The sequence below is a fragment of the Pseudomonas sp. PB120 genome (assembly GCF_009761815.1).
GTDB lineage: Bacteria > Pseudomonadota > Gammaproteobacteria > Pseudomonadales > Pseudomonadaceae > Aquipseudomonas.
Genome location: NZ_RWIN01000080.1, coordinates 29914 through 46567, shown reverse-complemented (window position 1 = coordinate 46567; position 16654 = coordinate 29914). Strand labels below are relative to the sequence as shown.

At 59.5% G+C, this 16654-nt stretch carries 18 protein-coding genes; 9 read left to right on the top strand and 9 right to left on the bottom strand.

Features of this window, described 5'->3' with window-relative positions:
* The first annotated feature begins 148 nt into the window (after positions 1-148).
* Positions 149-442 carry a fructose-bisphosphate aldolase gene (locus EJA72_RS15465; protein ID WP_157712299.1) on the top strand — a complete coding sequence of 98 codons (294 nt, stop codon included), beginning with the start codon at positions 149-151 and terminating at the stop codon, positions 440-442.
* Positions 439-792 carry a hypothetical protein gene (locus tag EJA72_RS15460; RefSeq protein ID WP_157712298.1) on the top strand — a complete coding sequence of 118 codons (354 nt, stop codon included), beginning with the start codon at positions 439-441 and terminating at the stop codon, positions 790-792. Before EJA72_RS15465 ends, EJA72_RS15460 begins: the two co-directional genes overlap by 4 nt.
* A gap of 1 nt (position 793) precedes the next feature.
* Here the strand turns inward: EJA72_RS15460 and EJA72_RS15455 are convergent, their stop codons facing one another.
* From EJA72_RS15455 to EJA72_RS15435, 5 genes are all read right to left on the bottom strand, one after another.
* Positions 794-1234 (bottom strand): NUDIX hydrolase, encoded by a 441-nt coding sequence (locus EJA72_RS15455; protein WP_157712297.1) that lies wholly within the window; start codon positions 1232-1234, stop codon positions 794-796.
* 114 nt (positions 1235-1348) lie between these two features.
* Positions 1349-1897 (bottom strand): cupin domain-containing protein, encoded by a 549-nt coding sequence (locus tag EJA72_RS15450; RefSeq protein ID WP_007946335.1) that lies wholly within the window; start codon positions 1895-1897, stop codon positions 1349-1351.
* 372 nt (positions 1898-2269) lie between these two features.
* Positions 2270-3553 carry an FAD-binding oxidoreductase gene (locus tag EJA72_RS15445; protein ID WP_157712296.1) on the bottom strand — a complete coding sequence of 428 codons (1284 nt, stop codon included), beginning with the start codon at positions 3551-3553 and terminating at the stop codon, positions 2270-2272.
* Positions 3554-3605: 52 nt separating this feature from the next.
* Positions 3606-5096 (bottom strand): aldehyde dehydrogenase, encoded by a 1491-nt coding sequence (locus EJA72_RS15440; protein ID WP_157712295.1) that lies wholly within the window; start codon positions 5094-5096, stop codon positions 3606-3608.
* 186 nt (positions 5097-5282) lie between these two features.
* The gene (locus tag EJA72_RS15435; protein ID WP_157712294.1) at positions 5283-6659 is read right to left on the bottom strand and encodes a glutamine synthetase family protein; all 1377 of its coding nucleotides are present in this window, start codon (positions 6657-6659) and stop codon (positions 5283-5285) included.
* 280 nt (positions 6660-6939) lie between these two features.
* Here EJA72_RS15435 and EJA72_RS15430 point away from each other — a divergent pair, with 280 nt between their 5' ends.
* The 5 genes from EJA72_RS15430 to EJA72_RS15410 all read left to right on the top strand — a co-directional run bounded on the left by EJA72_RS15430 (position 6940) and on the right by EJA72_RS15410 (position 12329).
* Positions 6940-7701, top strand: a complete 762-nt coding sequence (locus EJA72_RS15430; protein WP_157712293.1) for a gamma-glutamyl-gamma-aminobutyrate hydrolase family protein — start codon at positions 6940-6942, stop codon at positions 7699-7701.
* A gap of 347 nt (positions 7702-8048) precedes the next feature.
* The gene (gene potA, locus EJA72_RS15425; RefSeq protein ID WP_157712292.1) at positions 8049-9191 is read left to right on the top strand and encodes a polyamine ABC transporter ATP-binding protein; all 1143 of its coding nucleotides are present in this window, start codon (positions 8049-8051) and stop codon (positions 9189-9191) included.
* A gap of 29 nt (positions 9192-9220) precedes the next feature.
* On the top strand, positions 9221-10102 hold the full coding sequence (locus tag EJA72_RS15420; protein WP_178129385.1) for an ABC transporter permease subunit: 882 nt from the start codon (positions 9221-9223) through the stop codon (positions 10100-10102).
* Positions 10099-10983, top strand: a complete 885-nt coding sequence (locus EJA72_RS15415) for an ABC transporter permease subunit (protein WP_157712290.1) — start codon at positions 10099-10101, stop codon at positions 10981-10983. The genes EJA72_RS15420 and EJA72_RS15415 overlap by 4 nt, the downstream gene beginning before the upstream one ends.
* Before the next feature lie 248 nt (positions 10984-11231).
* Complete coding sequence (locus EJA72_RS15410; RefSeq protein WP_157712289.1) at positions 11232-12329, top strand: polyamine ABC transporter substrate-binding protein; 1098 nt, start codon at positions 11232-11234, stop codon at positions 12327-12329.
* Positions 12330-12597: 268 nt separating this feature from the next.
* Here EJA72_RS15410 and thpR read toward each other — a convergent pair whose 3' ends face one another.
* Positions 12598-13137, bottom strand: coding sequence for an RNA 2',3'-cyclic phosphodiesterase (thpR, locus tag EJA72_RS15405; protein ID WP_178129383.1), 540 nt, complete (start codon positions 13135-13137; stop codon positions 12598-12600).
* Positions 13138-13197: 60 nt separating this feature from the next.
* On the opposite strand from thpR, the gene EJA72_RS15400 reads away from it, so the two are divergent.
* On the top strand, positions 13198-13392 hold the full coding sequence (locus EJA72_RS15400; RefSeq protein ID WP_157712288.1) for a hypothetical protein: 195 nt from the start codon (positions 13198-13200) through the stop codon (positions 13390-13392).
* Positions 13393-13405: 13 nt separating this feature from the next.
* Here EJA72_RS15400 and EJA72_RS15395 read toward each other — a convergent pair whose 3' ends face one another.
* Together EJA72_RS15395 and EJA72_RS15390 are read right to left on the bottom strand one after the other, a co-directional pair.
* Positions 13406-13759, bottom strand: a complete 354-nt coding sequence (locus EJA72_RS15395) for a DUF1428 domain-containing protein (RefSeq protein ID WP_157712287.1) — start codon at positions 13757-13759, stop codon at positions 13406-13408.
* 2 nt (positions 13760-13761) lie between these two features.
* Positions 13762-14847: a hypothetical protein gene (locus EJA72_RS15390; protein WP_157712286.1), complete on the bottom strand. Its 1086-nt coding sequence runs from the start codon at positions 14845-14847 to the stop codon at positions 13762-13764.
* Positions 14848-15259: 412 nt separating this feature from the next.
* Here EJA72_RS15390 and EJA72_RS15385 point away from each other — a divergent pair, with 412 nt between their 5' ends.
* Positions 15260-15517, top strand: coding sequence for a hypothetical protein (locus EJA72_RS15385; protein ID WP_157712285.1), 258 nt, complete (start codon positions 15260-15262; stop codon positions 15515-15517).
* An 18-nt stretch (positions 15518-15535) separates the two neighbouring features.
* On the opposite strand, the gene EJA72_RS15380 is transcribed toward EJA72_RS15385, so the two are convergent.
* Positions 15536-16651, bottom strand: coding sequence for an HlyD family secretion protein (locus EJA72_RS15380; RefSeq protein ID WP_157712284.1), 1116 nt, complete (start codon positions 16649-16651; stop codon positions 15536-15538).
* Positions 16652-16654: the final 3 nt, after the last annotated feature.

Below are 16654 nucleotides of genomic sequence, written 5' to 3'. Positions count from 1 at the left end.
TTATAGTTGCCCCTTCGCTGGCAGTCGTTAGCGATTGGGTTTCGCAGCCCTAAAAAGAAGACCACCGAGTACCGCTAGCCGCGCACAGCCGATCTCCGTCTGTGAATGGGCAATGTCGGTTGTGATTCATCTTTCTAGGACTAGCAGCATGACAACTCAAAACCCGCCCCGCCGCTTCACCCCAATGTCCCAATTCGCCACCGACTACCCCGTCCTGCTCATCGACAGCGACGCCCCACTGCGCGAACTCCACAACTGCATCAGCGAACGCCTCAACGCCGTCCTTCCCTACCTCCAGCTCATGGGCTGCACCAGCCTCCCCGACTACGCCGAAAACGACATCAACACCGTCGCCAACATCGCCCGGATCTTGCTCCAGGATGTGAGTGATGTGTTTCGGGTGATTGAGCAGCGTGGGTTTGCTAACGCCAAGGGTGAATGACCGGTATTCAAAGGCAAAAACCCGCGAAATCGCGGGTTTCCATTAGCAAAAAAATTACGACTTGGTCGTTTACTACAATCAGAGGCCACGGCATGCGCAAATCAACATTCAGCCCGGAAAATATGCCAACCCTCGAACTGGATACTTCCAGCACAAGTCGCTACGAAGCGTCCCAATACCTCGACAGCCCGGAAATTGCGGCTGCTTACGTTGCTGAAAGCAAGAAGCATGGGGAGGAAGCATTGGCTAATGCATTACGCGAAATCGCGAAAGCCAGGGCGCGAACAAAGTCGCCCGGAAGCGGACTCAACCGCGCAAACCTGAAAAACCAGCCCAGCAAACGCATTTAACCTAGCAATGCACCTTTTTCAACAACTCATAAAGCCCATCAGGCACCAACGGCGCGTCATCACTAAAGCCTTCCCACGTAAGCCACTTCGCAGTGAACGTTGCACCATCAGTTTCCTGACCGTCCAAATGCGGCAAATCATAAACACTGGCATCGACAAACCTCGCATCGTAAACCTGCACAATTTCGTGCCCTGGCTTGCCGGCGTACGTAAAGATGTTTTCAAGGGTGCCGAGCAAGCGAACATCCGTGATGGCCAAACCCAGTTCTTCCTGAACTTCGCGGACGATGGCGTCGGCGCTGGTTTCGCCAAACTCGATTCCGCCACCGATCGGGCGGAAGAATGGGCGATTTTTGATGGGGTCGTTGGCTTCGCTGAGCAGGATCTTGCCATTGTGGTGGAAGATGCAGAGTGCAAGCGGGCGGATGCGGGGCGTGGTCATGAGGTGAAGTCCATTTTCTTTCGATAAGCGCTGAAGCAGCTGCTTCCATTCAGCATGGTGTCGTCTGCGGACGCAGCCTTCGGCAGCTGCTACAGGATTGCGTCCGCTTTGAGGTTAGAAGTTGGCCGGGGTGTTGGCGCTGATGATTTCCGCTTCGTCCTGGCCAATATTGCGAAACTTGTGCGGCAGCGTGGTCGGGAAGTAGTAGCCATCACCCGCATTGAGCACACTGATCTGCCCATCCACCGTCAACTCAACGGTGCCACGGGTCACAAGCCCACACTCCTCGCCTTCCGAGTGCACAATCGGCTCTTCCCCCGAACTCGCCCCCGGCGCGTATTGCTCGCGCAGCAAGCGCATTTGCCGACTCGGCACCGAGGCGCCAATCAGTAGCAAGCGCAACCCATGACGCCCGAGATCCGGCTGTTCATTGGCGCGGAACACGTATTGATGCTCACGCGGCGGCTGATCGAAGGTGAAGAAGTCCGCCAAAGACATCGGGATGCCTTCGAGCAGTTTTTTCAGGGAACTGACGGAGGGACTGACGCGATTCTGCTCGATCAGGGAGATGGTGGCATTGGTGACGCCGCTACGCCGGGCCAGCTCGCGCTGGGAGAGTTTGTAGCTTTCGCGTACTAATTTGAGTCGTGAGCCCGTGTCCATGACAGCCTTATGCGAGGAATACTTAAGGGTTATGGGGGTGGATGGCGGGCGACTTTTGGCCGCGAAAGTACCGCTTCCCTGTCCCGGATATTTGAAAGTCGGGTATTAAATCACGTTTGGTGGTGTTGCTGTAGGCGCATGATTATTGGTGATGGTGGTGGGTCAGTTGGGGGTGATGGTGAGCGGGATGACGCCATCGCCAGCAGGCTGGCTCCCACAGTTTTGGGTCTGGGTTGTACATGGATTTTGTGTCTGGTTTGGATCCATTGTGGGAGTGAGCCTGCTCGCGATGGCGGTGTTTCAGGCGACATCATTATTGAATGTGCCACCGTCATCGCGAGCAAGCTCGCTCCTACAGGGGATTGCGTTGGGTTAAATGCCGAAACGATCGCGCAGCGCGTAGTACGCGGCGCCCATGGCGGTGAGCGGGGCCTGGAAGGTGCGGCCGCCGAACATCGGCATGTGCGGGAGCGAGGCGAAGGCATCGAAGCGTTCGGCGTCGCCGCGGATCATTTCCGAGATCAGTTTACCGGCCAGGTGCGAGCAGGTGACGCCGTGGCCGCTATAGCCTTGCATGAAGTAGGCGTTTTTCTCGATGCGACCGAATTGCGGCATACGCGACATGGTCAGCAGGAAGTTGCCGGTCCAGCGGTAGTCGATCTTCACGTCCTTCAGTTGCGGGAAGGTCTTGAGGATTTTCGGCTTGATCAGTTGCTCGATGTCGTCCGGCTCGCGCGCACCGTAGACCACGCCGCCGCCATACAGCAGGCGGTTGTCGGCCGTGAGGCGGTAGTAGTCGAGCAGGTAGTTGCAGTCTTCGACGCAGTAGTTGTTTTTGATCAGGCTGCGCGCAACCTTCTCGGACAACGGTTCGGTGACGACGATTTGCGAGCCGCACGGCATGCTTTTGCGCGTGACACGGTTGTCGAGGTCTTGCGGCAGGTAGGCGTTACCGGCGATCAGCAGGTACTTGGCGCGGACCTGGCCTTTGGCGGTGCGCACGGTGATCGGTTCGCCGTAGGTGATTTCCACCGCGGCCGATTGCTCGTAGATCTTGCCGCCCAAGCCGATGATGGCCGAAGCTTCGCCGAGCGCCAGGTTCAGCGGGTGGATGTGGCCGCCCTGCATGTCGAGCAGGCCGCCGACGTAGTTGTCGCAACCGACTTCGCGCTTGATGTCAGCCGCGTCGAGCATTTTCAGGTTCTTGTTGCCGTAGCGTTCCCAGCTTTTTTTCTGCTCGGCCAGGCCCTTGAGCTGCTTCTTGTTCAGCGCAGCGAAGATGCCGCCCGGCTTGTAGTCGCACTGGATGTCGTAGTGCTGTATGCGCTGACGAATGATGTCGGCGCCTTCGAAGATCATGCTGCCGAGGACTTCGGCGGTCTTGTCGCCGTAGCGCTCTTCGATCACGTCGACGTCGCGGCTGTAGGAGTTGACCAGTTGACCGCCGTTGCGACCGCTGGCGCCGAAACCGACTTTGGCGGCTTCAAGCACGGTCACGCTGTAGCCGGCTTCTGCCAGGAACAGGGCCGAGGACAAACCGGTGTAGCCGGCGCCGATGATGCAGACGTCGCAATCGACCGCTTGTTCCAGCACCGGAAAGTCGCCGGTGAAGTTGCGGGTGGCGGCGTAGTAGCTGTTTACATGTGCTTGTTTCATAGGTTTCTCCGATGGCCGCCGACACTCGCCGGCGACCGCCGTTGTAGAAGTATTAGAGCTTGATCCAGGTCGCTTTGAGTTCGGTGTATTTGTCGAACGCGTGCAGCGATTTGTCCCGACCGTTACCCGACTGCTTGTACCCGCCAAACGGCGCGGTCATGTCGCCGCCGTCGTACTGGTTGACCCAGACGCTGCCGGCGCGCAAACCGCGCGCGAAGGTGTGGGCCTTGCTCAGGTTGCTGGTCCAGACGCCGGCGGCCAGGCCGAAGATGCTGTCGTTGGCGATGGCCAGGGCTTCTTCTTCGCTGTCGAAGGTGATCATGGACAGCACCGGGCCGAAGATTTCTTCCTGGGCGATGGTCATGGCGTTGGTCACGCCGTCGAAAATCGCCGGTTCCACGTACAGGCCACCGGTGGCTTCGAGGGTGCGACTGCCGCCCGCGATCAGTTGCGCGCCCTGGTCTTTACCGATCTGGACGTAACGCAACACGTTGTCCAGTTGACGCTGATCGACGACGGCGCCGACGGTGGTGTCCGGATCGAGGGCGTGCCCCGGTTTCCAGGCTTGCAGCGCTTCCACCAGCAGCGGGATGAACTGCTCGCGAATCGAACGCTCGACCAGCAAACGCGAACCGGCGGTGCAGACTTCGCCCTGATTGAAGGCAATCCCGCTGGCCGCCGCCTGGGCTGCCGCGCGCAAATCCGGTGCGTCAGCGAACACCACGTTCGGGCTTTTCCCGCCCGCTTCCAGCCAAACGCGCTTCATGTTGCTTTGCCCGGCGTAGATCAGCAGTTGCTTGGCAATCGCGGTCGAGCCGGTGAAGGCCAACACATCGACGTCCATATGCAACGCCAGCGCCTTGCCGACGGTGTGACCGAAGCCCGGCAGGACGTTGAACACGCCTTTCGGGATGCCAGCGTCAAGAGCAAGCTGAGCGATGCGGATCGCGGTCAGCGGCGATTTTTCCGAAGGCTTGAGGATGAACGAGTTGCCGGCCGCCAGGGCTGGGGCGAACTTCCAGCTGGCCATGATCAACGGGAAGTTCCACGGCACGATGGCAGCAACGACACCGGCAGGTTCGCGGGTGATGAGGCCGAGTTGATCGTGTGGGGTGGCCGCGACTTCGTCGTAGATCTTGTCGATGGCTTCGGCGCTCCAGCGGATCGCGTTCGCGGTCGCCGGAATGTCGATGTTCAGCGAGTCGCTGATCGGCTTGCCCATGTCGAGGGTTTCGAGCAGGGCCAGTTCTTCCCGGTTGGCCAGGATCAGGTCGGCGAAGCGGATCAGGATGCGCTTGCGCTCGGCCGGGGCAAGATGGGCCCAGACGCCGGAGTCGAACGTGCGGCGCGCGACGGCGACAGCCTCGTTGGCGTCGGCTTCGTCGGTGCTCGCGACGTTGGCCAGGAAGCGGCCGTCAACCGGGCTGATGCATTCGAAGGTGTCACCGCTCAGTGCTGCGCGGTATTGACCGTCGATGAAGGCGCGGCCTTCGAGTGTTAGGGACTGGAAGCGTTGCTCCCAGTCGCTGCGAGTGTTTGTCATTGTTGTGACTCGACGCAGGGGAATAGGTGGTCGTGTTAACCGATGGGATGCGCAATGAATAACTTGTGGCGAGGGAGCTTGCTCCCGCTGGACTGCGCAGCAGTCCTCTTCTTTTGAGCTAGAAAGAGGGGTCGCTTCGCGACCCAGCGGGAGCAAGCTCCCTCGCCACAGGTTGAGTGACAGCCCTTAAACGGTGTGCAGGTACCAGTTGTACTCAAGGTCCGAGATGGAGTTCTCGAACTCGGCCAGCTCGCTTTCCTTGCACGCCACGAACACGTCGATGTACAGCGGGTCGATGTATTTGGCCATGATTTCGCTGTCGTCCAGCACGCGCAGTGCATCGCGCAGGTTGTTCGGCAGGCTCTGCTCGTTTTGCTCGTAGCTGTTGCCTTCGACCGGGGCACCCGGCTCGATTTTGTTGGTCAGGCCGTGGTGAATACCGGCCAGGACCGAGGCCATCAGCAGGTACGGGTTGGCGTCGGCACCGGCCACGCGGTGCTCGATGCGCACGGCGTCGGCAGAACCGGTCGGCACACGTACCGCTACAGTACGGTTGTCGATGCCCCAGCTCGGCGAGTTCGGCACGTAGAACTGTGCGCCGAAACGACGGTACGAGTTGACGTTCGGGCACAGGAAAGCCATCTGCGCAGGCAGGGTCTCGAGCACACCGCCGATCGCGTGTCGCAGCGCGGCGTTCTGCTCGGGATCCTCGCTGGCAAAGATGTTGTTGCCTTCTTTGTCGAGAATCGAAATGTGCACGTGCAGACCGTTGCCCGCCTGGCCCGGATACGGCTTGGCCATAAACGTGGTGTCCATCTCGTGGTCGTAGGCGATGTTTTTCACCAGACGCTTGAGCAACACCGCGTAGTCGCAGGCCTTGATCGGGTCATTGACGTGATGCAGGTTCACTTCGAATTGTGCCGGGGCACTTTCCTTGACGATGGCGTCGGCAGGAATGCCCTGCTCTTTCGCACCTTCAAGAATGTCTTGCAGGCAATCGACGTATTCGTCGAGGTCATCGATCAGGTAAACCTGGGTCGACACCGGACGCTTGCCCGATACCGGCGAACGCGGCGACTGCGGACGGCCGTTCACGTTGTCCTGGTCGATCAGGTAGAACTCGAGTTCGAACGCCGCGCAGATGGTCAGGCCCAGATCGTCGAATTTGCGCACGATATTGGCCAGCACTTCCCGCGGATCGGCGAAGAACGGCTCGCCTTCCAGTTCGTGCATGGTCATCAGCAACTGAGCGGTCGGGCGTTTTTGCCACGGCTCGATGCTCAGGGTGCCCGGGATCGGGAAGCAGATCCGGTCAGAGTCGCCGATGTCCAGGCCCAGGCCAGTGCTTTCCACGGTAGAACCGTTGATGTCCAGGGCAAACAGCGACGCCGGGAGGTTGATGCCTTTTTCGTAAACCTTATGAAGACTGGTGCGCTCGATGCGCTTGCCGCGCACCACACCGTTCATATCCGCAATCAGAAGGTCGACGTACAAAACCTCAGGATATTTCTTAAGGAATGCGTTTGCTTCGTTGAGTTGAACGGCACGCAGAGGGACCGACATGATGCACCTATTAGCTGTTAATTATTATGTTCACTACCTTGCAACGAGCCCAGTCAACCCGAACGGCAAAGTGAAGTCAATAGCGAACACTTGGCCTTTCAACCTTTATTTTCGGGCCTCTTATGGGGACGAGAGTGCCAGATCAGTCGTGGGAACCGCGTAAATACTGGGGATCGGACGTACGGCGTTTAGAATTTTTTACATGAGAGTTGTTAATTAAAATCAACAAGGCTAAGCTCCGGAAAAGCTCGTTCAAGTGTGAAACTTCGAGGTGATAAAAATGGCACTCAAGCCATTGATCGGCGTTACAGCGTGCGTCAAACAGATTGGCCTGCACCCCTACCATGTCAGCGGCGACAAGTACTTGCGTGCTGTCAGCGTCGCGGCTTTGGGGCTGCCCGTCGTCATTCCTTCCTTAGGCGACATGACCGAAATCGATGATCTGCTTGCGCAGCTCGACGGTCTGCTGCTGACCGGCTCGCCGTCGAATGTGGAACCCTTCCACTATCAAGGCCCGGCCAGCGCCCCCGGCACGGATCACGATCCGGCGCGGGATGCCACGACCCTTCCTTTATTACGTGCAGCCATTGCGGCGGGCGTTCCGGTGCTCGGCATCTGCCGTGGCTTCCAGGAAATGAACGTCGCGTTCGGCGGCAGCCTGCACCAGAAGGTGCATGAGCTGCCGGGCATGCTCGATCACCGCGAAGTGGACAGCCCGGAACTGGCGGTGCAATACGCCCCGGCCCATGCCGTGACGGTGCAACCGGGTGGCGTGTTCGAAGCGCTGGAGTTGCCGGCGCAGTTCATGGTCAATTCGATTCACAGCCAGGGCGTCGACCGACTCGCTCCCGGCCTGCGCGCCGAAGCGATTGCGCCGGACGGCCTGATCGAGGCGATTTCGGTGGAACACAGCCCGACGTTCGCCGTCGGTGTGCAGTGGCACCCGGAATGGCAGGTGCTTTCGAATCCTCCTTATTTGAGTATTTTCCAGGCGTTCGGCGATGCCTGTCGGCGACGGGCTGCGCTGCGCAAAAACCGCTGACTTAAAACACCAAACATTGACTGCCCCGTGAGGTTGGCGGATGGGCTTTTGCGCATCCGTGCCTCGCGAAAACGAAACACCGCAATAACAACAAGCACGACCAGGCAGCCAGGATGGCGGCGCCGAATAAGCCCGAACGGACAGGCAACGCAATTCCCTGTAGGAGCGAGCCTGCTCGCGATGGATGCCCGGACTACGCGGGCATTCAGACAGCCCGCGTCATCGTTGGCGTTCATCGCGAGCAAGCTCGCTCCTACAGTGGTCGGCGTTACCCGCCCCCGGGCTTGCAATCAACTATTAAGTCAGGCCGCGTTGGCCCGACGAACGAAACCTGTTGGGAGTTTCACATGGCAAACGCCTCCAGCATTTACAGGAAGGCTCTTGAAGGTCACCAGACATCGAAAAAGGTGTTGGTGAAAGTCGACCGCGTCACCAAGAAATTCGACGAAACCTGCGCAGTGGATGATGTCTCGCTCGAGATTCATCAAGGCGAGATCTTCGCCCTGCTCGGCGGTTCCGGTTCCGGCAAATCGACCCTGCTGCGCATGCTCGCAGGTTTCGAGCGCCCGACCGAAGGCCGGATTCTGCTCGACGGTGTCGACATCACCGACATGCCGCCCTATGAGCGGCCGATCAATATGATGTTCCAGTCGTACGCGCTGTTCCCGCACATGACGGTGGCGCAGAACATCGCTTTCGGCCTGAAGCAGGATCGTCTGTCCGCCAGTGAAATCGACGCCCGGGTTGAAGAAATGCTGCGCCTGGTGCACATGACCCAGTACGCCAAGCGCAAACCGCACCAGTTGTCCGGCGGTCAGCGTCAGCGTGTCGCCCTGGCTCGCTCCCTGGCCAAACGTCCGAAGCTGTTGCTGCTCGACGAACCGATGGGCGCGCTGGATAAAAAGCTGCGCTCGCAGATGCAACTGGAACTGGTGGAAATCATCGAACGCGTGGGCGTGACCTGCGTGATGGTGACCCACGACCAGGAAGAAGCCATGACCATGGCCCAGCGCATCGCGATCATGCACCTGGGCTGGATCGCCCAGATCGGCAGCCCGGTCGACATCTATGAAGCACCGGTCAGCCGCATGGTCTGCGAATTCATCGGCAACGTGAACGCCTTCGAAGGCACCGTTGTGGAAGACCTGGAAGGTCACGCGATCATTCACAGCCCGGACCTCGAGCAGAAGATCTACGTCGGTCACGGCGTCAGCACTTCGGTGCAGGACAAGTCGATCACCTACGCGATCCGTCCGGAAAAAATGCTGGTCAGCACCACTCAACCCGACACCCGCTACAACTGGTCCCAGGGCAAGGTGCATGACATCGCCTACCTCGGCGGTCACTCGGTGTTCTACGTGGAATTGCCTGGCGGCAAAGTCGTGCAGTCGTTCATGGCCAACGCCGAACGCCGTGGCGCGCGTCCGACCTGGGACGACAAAGTCTACGTGTGGTGGGAAGACGACAGCGGCGTGGTACTGCGCTCATGAAAACACTCAATCAGCAGTTCATGCGGCTGATGCCGAGTGGTCGCAAGCTCGTCATCGGGATTCCATTCCTGTGGCTGTGCCTGTTTTTCCTGTTGCCGTTCTTCCTGGTGATGAAGATCAGCTTTTCGGAAGCGGCGCTGGCCATTCCTCCTTATTCCGAGATCTACACCTACGCCGAACAGAAATTCCAGCTGTTTCTGAACGTCGGCAACTATGTGCTGCTGACCGACGATGAGCTGTACATCTCGGCCTACCTCGGCTCGTTGAAGGTCGCGTTTTTCAGCACGCTGATGTGCCTGGTGATCGGCTTTCCAATGGCTTACGCCATTACCAAGGCGAACAAGGAAACGCAAAACGTCCTGATGCTGTTGATCATGATGCCGACCTGGACCGCGATCCTGATCCGCGTGTATGCGTGGATGGGCATCCTCAGCAACAACGGTCTGCTCAATGCGTTCCTGATGTGGACCGGGCTGACGGATCACCCGATCGAGATCCTCAACACCAACACCGCCGTCTATATCGGTGTGGTGTATGCGTATCTGCCGTTCATGGTGTTGCCGCTGTACGCCAACCTGGTCAAGCACGACGGCAGCCTGCTGGAAGCCGCGTCGGACCTGGGGTCGAGCAACTTCAACAACTTCTGGAAAATCACCGTGCCGTTGGCCAAGAACGGGATCATCGCCGGCTGCATGCTGGTGTTCATTCCGGTGGTCGGTGAGTTCGTGATTCCTGAGCTGCTGGGTGGCCCGGAAACCCTGATGATCGGGCGTGTGCTGTGGCAAGAGTTCTTCAACAACCGCGACTGGCCGGTGGCGTCTGCCCTGGCGGTGGTGATGCTGTTGATCCTGATTGTGCCGATTCTGCTGTTCAACCGCAGCCAGGCCAAAGAGATGGAGGCACGGGGATGAAACGTTTCGGTTTTTCAAAAATGATGCTGGTGCTCGGCCTGTCGTTTATTTACCTGCCGATGCTGATCCTGGTGATCTACTCGTTCAACGCCTCCAAGCTGGTGACGGTGTGGGGTGGCTGGTCGTTCAAGTGGTACGCCGGTTTGCTCGATAACACGCAACTGATGGGCTCGGTGGTGCGCTCGCTGGAAATCGCCTGCTACACCGCGATTGCGGCGGTAGCGCTGGGCACGTTGGCGGCGTTTGTGCTGACTCGTGTGACGCGCTTCAAGGGCCGCACGCTGTTCGGCGGCCTGGTGACCGCGCCGTTGGTGATGCCTGAAGTGATCACCGGTCTGTCGCTGTTGCTGCTGTTCGTGGCCATGGCGCAGTTGATCGGTTGGCCGATGGAGCGTGGCATCGTCACCATCTGGATCGCACACACCACGTTTTGTGCCGCTTATGTGGCAGTGGTAGTCTCCGCCCGCCTTCGCGAGCTGGACTTGTCCATCGAAGAAGCGGCCATGGACCTGGGGGCGAAACCGTTCAAGGTGTTTTTCCTGATCACCATTCCGATGATCGCGCCGTCACTGGCGGCCGGCGGCATGATGTCGTTTGCCTTGTCGCTGGATGACCTGGTGTTGGCGAGCTTCGTGTCGGGCCCGGGGTCGACGACCTTGCCGATGGAAGTGTTCTCGGCGGTGCGCCTGGGCGTGAAGCCTGAGATCAACGCCGTGGCCAGTCTGATTCTGTTGGCGGTTTCGATTGTGACGTTCATGGTCTGGTACTTCAGCCGCCGCGCCGAAGCCACCCGTAAACGTGCGATCCAGGAAGCGATGGACCAGACCGCGAGCGAATCGTGGCAGCAGCCTGCGAAGCAGATGGCGGGCGCAACGGCTTGAAGCCGCCGCTGATGAATTGATTAAACACGGACCTGTGGCGAGCGAGCTTGTTCGCGCCGGGTTGCGAAGCGACCCCTGATTGTTGGCAACCTGGCCAATTTTGTGAGTGCTGCGCACTCAAGCGGGAGCAAGCTCCCTCGCCACAAGGTTTGTGTCACCGCACAGATTTTGTGTTTGCTGCACCGGTTTTACGTTCACTGCATTTTTGCTTTGTGATTTTGAATAAAAAGAGAATTGGAGTTGTACCGATGAAAATGTTTGGCAGGACTCTGCTGACACTGTCCCTATTGGGCGCAATCGCCACTGGCGCCCAGGCCAATGACAAGGTTCTGCGTGTCTACAACTGGTCGGATTACATCGCACCGGACACCGTCAAGAAGTTCGAAGACGAGACCGGCATTCGCGTGACCTACGATGTGTTCGACAGCAATGAAACCCTCGAAGCACGGTTGCTCGCCGGCAAGTCCGGTTACGACATCGTCGTGCCGTCCAACAGTTTCCTGGCCAAGCAGATCAAGGCTGGCGTCTACCAGGAACTGGACAAGTCGAAGCTGACCAACTGGAAAAACCTCAATCCGGTGCTGCTGAAAAACGCGTCCGCCAGCGACCCGGGCAACGATCACGCCTTCCCGTACATGTGGGGTTCGATCGGCATTGGCTTCAACCCGGCCAAGGTCAAGGAAGTACTCGGCGCCAATGCTCCGACCAACTCCTGGGACTTGCTGTTCAAACCGGAAAACGCGGAAAAACTGAAAGCCTGCGGCATCAGTTTCCTCGACTCGCCGACCGAAATGCTGCCGGCCGCCCTGCACTACCTGGGTTACCCGGTGAACTCGCAAGACAAAGGCCAGATCGCCGAAGCTGAAGCGCTGTTCATGAAGATCCGGCCGTCGGTGGCGTACTTCCATTCCTCGAAGTACATCTCCGACCTGGCCAACGGCAACATCTGCGTTGCGGTCGGTTACTCCGGTGACGTGTTGCAGGCCAAGGCCCGCGCGCAAGAAGCCGGCAATGACGTGAAGATCGACTACAGCATTCCGAAAGAAGGCGCGGGCAGTTTCTACGACATGGTCGCGATCCCCCGGGACGCGGCGAACGTCGAGAACGCTTACCTGTTCATGAATTTCCTGATGCGCCCGGACATCATTGCCGAGATCACCAACAACATCGGCTACAGCAACGCCAACGCCGCGGCGACGCCGCTGGTGGATGAATCGATTCGCGATGACCCGGGGTCGTATCCGTCCCAGGAAGTAATGGCGACGTTGTATGCGATTCCCGATATGCCGATTGGTGTCCAGCGGGTAATGACCCGGGGCTGGACGCGGGTGAAGCTCGGTAAGTAATTCGCTCCAAGCCGCCATCGTCGGAACGCCGCCCGGAGACAGGCTCGCTCCCACAGTGGAGTTGTGTCGGATGCGAAACTTGTTATCGCATCAGATCAAATGTGGGAGCGAGCCTGCTCGCGATGAGGCCATAACAGTCAACACAGCTATCAGCTTTAACCATTTTCCGTTCACGCAGCGCCTTACCACCGCTGCCCCCCCATGCAGAACGGCCTCACCTGGCTTCCTCGGTTAAGGTGAATTTGGGCGCCCTCCTCGGGCGCTTTTTTTATGGGGCAACGAGCGGCCACTCGGCCAGCGCTCGATAACGGCCCTTATGGGACTCGAACAACACAAACCGGTCAGCCCGCAGATAAAACTCCGGCGGTGTCACGGACTCAGGCACCGGCACCCGAAAGTCGCGCATCAACGTCAAATGCGGGCGAAACTCCTTCGGCGCCTCCTCCAGACCAAACGGCAACATCGCCTGTTCCAGCGCATACACCAGCCGCAATAACGGCGGCGGTGCCTGCTGCGGCGCGAGCACCAATACCGCTGACCGACGCCAGACCTCCAGCCGATCCAGTGCCACCCTCAACGGTTCACCCGGCACACGAACTTTCCCGGCGGCCGTGCAAATGTCCGCGATCTGCGCCACCTCCACGGCACCTAAAAACATCAGCGTCAGGTGGAAGTTCTCCGCCGGCACCGAGCGCCCGTTTCGCAGCGGCAACGCGCCTCGCCAGTGGGCAATGGCCTTGCGCTGCTGGGCCGGGCAGTCCAGGGCGAAAAACAGTCGCTTTGTCGGCTCATGGGTTTCGTCGCTCACGCCTGGCACCTCCTGACATGCACGTTATAGTTGAACCAACCGCATCAACGGGACGGGGCCATGCGAGAGATCATCAGCAAAGAGCCGTGGTGGGCGATGCCACCGCAACCGGGTCAGGATGAGTCCGAGCTGGACTGGGGCTGGCTGGTTCACTATAGCGAAGGTGAGCCGCGTTTCGAGTTCGTCCGCGAGCGACCGACGGACCATGAGATCCGCAATCGCAAGAGTTGCAGGATCACCCCGACACCGGAGTGATCCCGTCGCGCGTTCAAGCCTTCACAATGATATTGAAACCGCCGAAGATCATCCGCTGGCCGTCGAACGGCATCGGGTTGACGTCCTGCTGCATGCGCGGATCGTCCATGATTTTTTGCATGCCGGCATCGCGGGTGGCTTTGTCCGGCCAGACGATCCAGGAGAACACCACGGTTTCGTCTTCCTTGAGTTTCACCGCCAAGGGAAACGAGGTCACTTTGCCGTCGGGCACGTCATCGCCCCAGCATTCGACAACGCTCAGGGCACCGCACTCTTTGAAAATCACTGCGGCGGATTCGGCGTGCTTCCGGAATTTTTTACGGTTGGCGGTGGGCACCGCAATCACAAAGCCATCAACGTAAGACATGGTCATTCTCCTGCGGGGGGTAGAGGGTCGATCTGCGGGTTAGTCGATTCGGGCGGACTCCAATCGACCGCTCCGCTGCCCGAACTGACCGACGGTATTTCGGCACTCCCCGCCAGGTTGCCCTCGATCTGCGACGCCATGTACAGCGTCCCCGCCATGACACCGGTGGTCGGGTTCTGCACCAGCTTCGTCCACGCCTTGTCGAACGTATTGCCCAGGCTGCTGCGAATCAGCGCCTCGCTGTCCGGCCGGTCGGCGGCCTGAATGAGCGCGCGAATCCCGGCCACCCCCACAGTAATCAAACCCCCGGCGAGTTTGCCCGCCGCCGCCGCAACGGCACTGGCCGCACCGCGTGGGGCCATTTCCGCTTCCATGCGCTGACTGGCGCGCTTGGCCACCGGGGCCATGGCGGTGTCGGTCGAACCGACGCCTTTGTCGCCCCCCGCCTTGTGGATCTTATCGATCAGTGCGGCGTATGCCGGTAACGTGTCCAGCGACTGGGCGTGCACGACCTGGTAAAGCGATGCATCGCGGGCAGGTGGAGGGCCCAGGGCAATGGCAGGGATTTTCTGGATCCGGCCGTTGAGTTGAGCCATCGGCACGCCGTGGCGCTGGGAGATTTTCTGCAGCTCTTCCTGAAGGATGTCGACGTAGAACGCCGTGGCCTTGGCGAGAATCGCGTCGGGATCAATCTCCACCGCCGCCGGCGCCAGCACGCGCTCCTGGTATTGCTCAAGCAAATAGGCCGCCAGGTGCTTGGTCGCGGCATCCTGCTCGCCCTTGGCGCTGATGGTGTACCAACTGACCTTCATCGACAGCCATTCCTGCGTCCAGTAGCTGCTGAACCAGGGAATGAAGTTTTCTTCGGTCAGTTGATAGACCCGGGTTCGCCAGTAATCCATGGCCCCACGGGCGTAGATTTTGGTCTGCTCGGTGGCCGATTGCGACGCGGCGACGATTTCCCGATCCACTTGTTGCCAGACTTCGGGCGCAATGACCACCTGCACCTCAACCACCGGGGCACGCACGGGTGTGGCGCATCCCGCCAACACCACCAACACGGCGACGATCAGCGAACGCAGGTTCAAGATCGTGGTTCCTACAGTGTTCCCCGCGCGGGGGATTGGGTGATTAAAACAGTCTGATTTGAGTATAGGTTTTTGGGTGAACCTGAGGGCCTCATCGCTAGCAGGCCAGCTCCCACAGTGATTGATGGCGAATGGCAATTTTGTGAACACCCTCGAACCCTGTGGGAGCTAGCCTGCTAGCGATGAGGCCCTCAGGTTCACCCAAAAAACCGACCATCACTAACATCGATATCCACCATCGCCGCGAATGCCTTCCGCTCAACCACCGTCAGCGTAGGATCACCCTCAACCCGACTCGAAACCCCGTACTGGAGGGGCGAATCATGCTGATCCATCTCCTGACCTGCCTGGCCCTGACCGCCGTCACGTTGCGCGCATTTTCCTGGTTCTTCCTAACCGAGGAGCACGCATCATGATCCACGCCGTCACCCTCGCCGTGAGCTTCCCGGTATTCGGCACCAACTTTTACTCGCAGCAATTCGAGTCACGTAAAGTGTTGACGCTGGTGTTCGACAAAAAGTTCGAAGCCCTGCTGATCCCGGCAGCCGACCATCACTTCAGCAACGAAGTGGTCGGGCTCAACGACCAGTTCCGCTTTTTGAACGATGTGCTGACTGAACATCTGCTTCAACCGACAACTCAACGCAATCCACCGGGCCGGCGTTCATGAGCCGCGCCCCATTCGTGGCTATTTACTTTCCTGCGCAATGGCGGCGGTTTTATCCAGGGCGATGAGGTCGCCCAGTTCGGAGATGAGCTCGCGCCCTTCGCTGAACAGTTGTTGCCAGTCCGTGGGAAAGCGCACATTCAGCGGCAGTTGATCGATTCGCCAGCGTGGCGACAAGGGCTTGTCAAACCGTGCGGCAACCTGCAGGCCCATTTCGCTGGCGGCAAAGGGGCCTCGCAACACTGTCGGCGTACGACCCGCGCTGTCCACCGCCTGAACCACATGCGCCGCCAGCCATTCGCCGTCCGGCATCCGCACCCGCAGCGGCTGGCCAATTGCGGCATAGCTGATGTTCAGCGGCTCCAGATAGATCCACAACAAAGGCTCTTCCAGTCGCTCCAGACGCATCAGCAACGTGCCTGCACCGACGTTTTCCCCGGGAGTGACCAGCACTTCAGCAATTCGACCGCTCTGGGCTGCCTTGACGGGTAATGCCGCAAGACGCGTTTTCAGCCATTGCTGCTCGGCGCTCATCTGGACAATCTCGCGTTGATCACTCAACGGCGCTTGGCGGGCTTGCTGTTCGCGGCGCTCGAATGCCATCAGGTCCGCCCGAAAGGCGTCGAGCTCGGACTCTGCAGCCAGCACTTCACCGGAAGAAACGGCGCCTCGCCCCTCCAGTTCCTGAAGCGTCTTTATCCGCGCCCCTGCCCGTCCGATGCGGGTCATGAGTAACTGGCGTTCCTTGCTGCTCAGTGCCGCGTCGACGGCGGGATTCTTGTTGGCCGGCATGGCGGCGAGTTGTGCCAGTCGCGCTCGCCATTCGGGGTTATCCAGGTTGACCAACGGCTGATCGACCCGCACCTGATCACCCGCCACGACAAACAGCTGCTCGACCCGACCGGCATCCCGTGCGCGCACTTCGAGAATCTGCAGCCGCAGTTGGGCTGGGGCGTCGATCATCAGCATGCCGTAAGCCAGCTTGCCACCCAGCCAGATCAACGGGCTCGCCACCAGGAACAGGATCAGATACCAACGCGCACGAAACGCCATGCGCTTACCCGGTGCATAGAGCACGCTCAAGCCCTGCTCCTGGGTCGGATAGAGTTCTTTGCGACTATCGAAACGAATCTTCATGAC

What these genes read in the sequence shown, in the direction of transcription:
- EJA72_RS15465 (WP_157712299.1), top strand. Translation starts at nt 149, where the DNA reads ATGACAACTCAAAACCCGCCCCGCCGCTTCACCCCAATGTCCCAATTC.
- EJA72_RS15460 (WP_157712298.1), top strand. Translation starts at nt 439, where the DNA reads ATGACCGGTATTCAAAGGCAAAAACCCGCGAAATCGCGGGTTTCCATT.
- EJA72_RS15455 (WP_157712297.1), bottom strand. Translation starts at nt 1,234, where the DNA reads ATGACCACGCCCCGCATCCGCCCGCTTGCACTCTGCATCTTCCACCAC.
- EJA72_RS15450 (WP_007946335.1), bottom strand. Translation starts at nt 1,897, where the DNA reads ATGGACACGGGCTCACGACTCAAATTAGTACGCGAAAGCTACAAACTC.
- EJA72_RS15445 (WP_157712296.1), bottom strand. Translation starts at nt 3,553, where the DNA reads ATGAAACAAGCACATGTAAACAGCTACTACGCCGCCACCCGCAACTTC.
- EJA72_RS15440 (WP_157712295.1), bottom strand. Translation starts at nt 5,096, where the DNA reads ATGACAAACACTCGCAGCGACTGGGAGCAACGCTTCCAGTCCCTAACA.
- EJA72_RS15435 (WP_157712294.1), bottom strand. Translation starts at nt 6,659, where the DNA reads ATGTCGGTCCCTCTGCGTGCCGTTCAACTCAACGAAGCAAACGCATTC.
- EJA72_RS15430 (WP_157712293.1), top strand. Translation starts at nt 6,940, where the DNA reads ATGGCACTCAAGCCATTGATCGGCGTTACAGCGTGCGTCAAACAGATT.
- potA (WP_157712292.1), top strand. Translation starts at nt 8,049, where the DNA reads ATGGCAAACGCCTCCAGCATTTACAGGAAGGCTCTTGAAGGTCACCAG.
- EJA72_RS15420 (WP_178129385.1), top strand. Translation starts at nt 9,221, where the DNA reads ATGCCGAGTGGTCGCAAGCTCGTCATCGGGATTCCATTCCTGTGGCTG.
- EJA72_RS15415 (WP_157712290.1), top strand. Translation starts at nt 10,099, where the DNA reads ATGAAACGTTTCGGTTTTTCAAAAATGATGCTGGTGCTCGGCCTGTCG.
- EJA72_RS15410 (WP_157712289.1), top strand. Translation starts at nt 11,232, where the DNA reads ATGAAAATGTTTGGCAGGACTCTGCTGACACTGTCCCTATTGGGCGCA.
- EJA72_RS15400 (WP_157712288.1), top strand. Translation starts at nt 13,198, where the DNA reads ATGCGAGAGATCATCAGCAAAGAGCCGTGGTGGGCGATGCCACCGCAA.
- EJA72_RS15395 (WP_157712287.1), bottom strand. Translation starts at nt 13,759, where the DNA reads ATGTCTTACGTTGATGGCTTTGTGATTGCGGTGCCCACCGCCAACCGT.
- EJA72_RS15385 (WP_157712285.1), top strand. Translation starts at nt 15,260, where the DNA reads ATGATCCACGCCGTCACCCTCGCCGTGAGCTTCCCGGTATTCGGCACC.
- EJA72_RS15380 (WP_157712284.1), bottom strand. Translation starts at nt 16,651, where the DNA reads ATGAAGATTCGTTTCGATAGTCGCAAAGAACTCTATCCGACCCAGGAG.